This window comes from Rhizobacter sp. P3_B12, assembly GCF_056402895.1.
Genome location: NZ_JBFUGN010000765.1, coordinates 1 through 3027 on the forward strand (window position 1 = coordinate 1; position 3027 = coordinate 3027).

The 3027-nt window shown below is 65.2% G+C and carries 3 protein-coding genes and 1 riboswitch; of the genes, 1 reads left to right on the plus strand and 2 read right to left on the minus strand.

Features of this window, described 5'->3' with window-relative positions; all coding sequences use genetic code 11:
• A partial coding sequence (locus AC1D01_RS27610; protein WP_477872089.1) for an adenosylhomocysteinase occupies positions 1 to 993 on the minus strand: 993 nt, incomplete at its 3' end.
• A gap of 79 nt (positions 994 to 1072) precedes the next feature.
• A riboswitch (S-adenosyl-L-homocysteine riboswitch) is annotated at positions 1073 to 1157 on the minus strand.
• An 82-nt stretch (positions 1158 to 1239) separates the two neighbouring features.
• Here AC1D01_RS27610 and AC1D01_RS27615 point away from each other — a divergent pair.
• Positions 1240 to 2082, plus strand: coding sequence for an HAD-IIB family hydrolase (locus AC1D01_RS27615; RefSeq protein WP_477872091.1), 843 nt, complete (start codon positions 1240 to 1242; stop codon positions 2080 to 2082).
• Here the strand turns inward: AC1D01_RS27615 and AC1D01_RS27620 are convergent.
• Positions 2043 to 3027 (minus strand): hypothetical protein (locus AC1D01_RS27620; protein ID WP_477872093.1); only part of this gene is annotated, 985 nt, incomplete at its 5' end. The genes AC1D01_RS27615 and AC1D01_RS27620 overlap by 40 nt on opposite strands.

Sequence of the window (3027 nt, forward strand, 5' to 3'; positions counted from 1 at the left end):
CATGTGCTCATGGCGGATCACGCCCTTGTTGCCGGTGGTCGTCACGAAGATGTCGGCCTTGTCGGCGGCGTACTCCATCGTCACGACCTTGTAGCCTTCCATCGCGGCCTGCAGCGCGTTGATCGGGTCGATCTCGGTCACCCACACCTGGGCGCTCAGCGCACGCAGCGCCTGGGCCGAGCCCTTGCCCACGTCGCCATAGCCGGCCACGCAGGCCACCTTGCCGGCGATCATCACGTCGGTGGCGCGCTTGATGCCGTCGACCAGCGATTCGCGGCAGCCGTACAGGTTGTCGAACTTGCTCTTCGTGACCGAGTCGTTCACGTTGATCGCGCGGAACAGCAGCGTGCCCTTCGCGCTCATTTCCTTCAGGCGGTGCACGCCGGTGGTGGTCTCTTCGGTCACGCCCTGGATCTGCGCGCTCTTGCGGGTGTACCAGGTCGGGTCCTGCGCGAGCTTGGCCTTGATGCTCGCGAACAGGCAGGTCTCTTCCTCGCTGCCGGGCTTGTCGAGCACGCTGATGTCCTTCTCGGCGCGCTGGCCCAGGTGCATCAGCAGCGTGGCGTCGCCGCCGTCGTCGAGGATCATGTTCGGGCCTTCGCCTTCGCTGCCCTTCGGGCCGAAGTCGAAGATGCGGTGGGTGTAGTCCCAGTAGTCGACCAAGTTCTCGCCCTTGTAGGCGAAGACGGGGGTGCCCTTCTCGACCAGCGCCGCGGCGGCGTGGTCCTGCGTCGAGAAGATGTTGCACGAGGCCCAGCGCACCTGGGCGCCGAGTGCCTGCAGCGTCTCGACCAGCACGGCGGTCTGGATCGTCATGTGCAGCGAGCCGGTGACGCGCGCGCCCTTCAGCGGCTGCGTCTTCGCGAATTCCTCGCGGATGGCCATCAGGCCGGGCATCTCGGTCTCGGCGATGCGGATCTCCTTGCGGCCCCAGGCGGCAAGCGAGATGTCGGCGATGGCGTGGTCTTGGGAAGGCTTGAGAACAGCGTTCATGTCGGGCTCCAGTCGTTCAGGGAACCCGCACGCAGTCGGCAAAGGGGGGATGTCATGACTCACCCACGAGGGACCATCGTGCGGGTGAGCGCGGTTGCATTTGAATTCCCGAGCCTGGGGCGGCTGTCGTGACGACAACCGGCCTTGCAACGCTCCTCGGAAAGTGCAGGGATTGTAGTCGCCGGATCGGGCGGATTCCAGTGCGTTGCGTGCGTTTTGGCCGCGGGTCGTGCAAGACTGCGGGGCATGTCCCTCGCCCCGCGCCGTCCTCGCCCCCTTTCAGAACTGAGCCCCGAACTGGCCCGCAGCGTGCGCGGCGTGCTGACCGACATCGACGACACGCTGACGCGCGACGGCGCGATCGAGCCCGAGGCGCTGGCCGCCTTGCAGGCGCTGCGCGACGCCGGGCTGCCGGTGATCGCGATCACCGGCCGGCCGATGGGCTGGAGCGAGCCGTTCGCGCGCGACTGGCCGATCGACGCGATCGTCGCGGAGAACGGCGCGGTCGCGCTGTTCCGCGATGCGACGGGCCGTCTGCAGATCGAGTACGCGCAAGACGAGGACACCCGCGCCCGCAACACGCTGCGCCTGCGGCGCACCGCACAGCGCGTGCTCGACGAGGTGCCCGGCACGGCGCTCGCGCAGGACAGCGCCGGCCGCGTCACCGACATCGCCGTCGACCACAGCGAGTTCGCCCACCTGACGCAGCCGCAGATTGACGCGGTGCTGCAGGTGATGCGCAGCGAGGGCATGAACGCCACCGTCAGCTCGATCCACATCAACGGCTGGTACGGCGAGCACGACAAGCTGAGCGGCGCGCGCTGGATCGTGCAACGGTTGCTCGGGCGTTCGCTCGATGCCGAGACCCCCGCCTGGGCCTACGTCGGCGATTCGACGAACGACCAGGCGATGTTCGGGCACTTCCCGGTCAGCGTGGGGGTCGCGAACCTGATGCAGTTCGCGGATCGGTTGCACACATGGCCGGCGTACCTGACCCTCGGGGAGCGGGGCAAGGGATTCGCGGAGGTGGCCCAGACGCTGCGCGCAACTCAAGACAGCGCCCGCAACTTCCCTTCCTCGTTGCCGTAGTTCACCACTCGCTGCCCGAACTCGTACAGCCAAGCGGCTGCGTGCTCCGAGTTCTCGCCGAAATCGCCGTCCACGAGAGACCGTCTGACCTGCTTGAACAGTGTCATGGCCTTGCCTTGGTCTTCCAGGCTCAAATTCGGTTGTTCCCGCATCGCCACAACAGCGTGAGCGAGAACCTGCAATCGCTCCTGAGGGCCCAGATCGCGGCGGTGCCTCATCACGTGCGCGCAAAGCCGAAGTTGCTGACGAGCTCCGTATTTCGGACCGACGTCTTCTCTGGAGCCTTGCAACAAGGCAACCAGATCGGCAGCACTCGCGTCCTTCAAATTCTGCACTTTGAAAACGGCACCTCGGAGAAACTCAATCCGGCGCTTTTTGATGCTGGGAGTGGCCTCCTTCGGCTCCAACTCCCCATCGCGGGACCCGTATTGCGGGAACGGCCCCACCACGACAGTGGTCCGAGCGGTGCCACGCTCATCCAAATCTTTCGCAAGGCTTGTGCTCCAGCCGCTCAGCGACTCGGCAAGTGCAGCGATGTCCTTGTTGCTCGGGTATCTCGTTTCGAGCGCCAGACACCGGCTTGAGAACTCACGCAAGAAAACCTGGTCGCCGTCGAGGAACTCCGCCCCCAGATTGACCGCAAAAGTCGCCATCCGGAGGTGGCTCAGCACGTCATCCTGGGACAAGCGTGTGTTCCGTCCGCCATCAAGCAACGCCCAAGCGCACTCACGGAATGTTTCGCGATTCTCGGAGCATGCCTTCGAGTCGAAGACATGCCCTCCACGCTGGAGGCGATCGCGCGCAAGGTTGGAGAATTGTTGCGGCGGAGATTGGGACCCTCGCTTTGCCCTGCCGACTACTTGGTCGGATGTCTTTCGCACCGGCGAAGTCTCCTCATCGGCAGAAGACTCCGCGAACGAGAGTTTTGCCTCGCTCGTCTTCTTG

Coding starts and splice junctions, on each gene's coding strand:
- AC1D01_RS27615 (WP_477872091.1), top strand. CDS start 1,240: ATGTCCCTCGCCCCGCGCCGTCCTCGCCCCCTTTCAGAACTGAGCCCC.